This is a genomic window from Corallococcus praedator, assembly GCF_003612125.1.
GTDB lineage: Bacteria > Myxococcota > Myxococcia > Myxococcales > Myxococcaceae > Corallococcus > Corallococcus praedator.
Genome location: NZ_RAWI01001102.1, coordinates 1 through 434 on the forward strand (window position 1 = coordinate 1; position 434 = coordinate 434).

General features: G+C 66.1%; 2 protein-coding genes. Both read left to right on the forward strand.

The window, feature by feature from the left end; translation table 11 throughout:
* On the forward strand, nucleotides 1-204 hold a 204-nt coding region (locus D7Y13_RS43220), incomplete at its 5' end, for an acyl-CoA dehydrogenase family protein (RefSeq protein ID WP_244222489.1).
* Nucleotides 205-207: 3 nt separating this feature from the next.
* A partial coding sequence (locus D7Y13_RS43225; RefSeq protein ID WP_208734658.1) for a hypothetical protein occupies nucleotides 208-434 on the forward strand: 227 nt, incomplete at its 3' end.

Genomic DNA, 434 nt, shown 5'->3' on the forward strand with positions numbered 1-434 from the left:
GCGCTGTTCGTCAGCCTTGCCAAGGCGAAGGCAGGGGAGGCGTGCAAGCTCGCCACCGACGAGGGCGTTCAGATGCACGGCGGTATCGGCATGACCGATGCCTATGACATCGGCTTCTACATGAAGCGCGCGCGCGCCGCGCGCGAGACCTTCGGCGACTTCGCCTTCCACGGCGACCGCCTTGCGACCTTGATGGGATATTAGGGGATGAAGTCCGCTCTCGATACCGCGATCGACGCCGTCGTCGACGGCATCATCGCGCCCGGCGGCATGATGGCGGTTGGCATTGCGCCGGTCGGCGGCATCCGCCTGCCGGTCTTCGTCAACGCGCCCGCCAACCTGCGCGACTATCTGGCGCTGTTCTTCGGCGCGCAGGCCGACAAGGAATTCGTCGTCTACCGTGACGAGCGCCTCAGCTTCGCCGCGGTCTATGC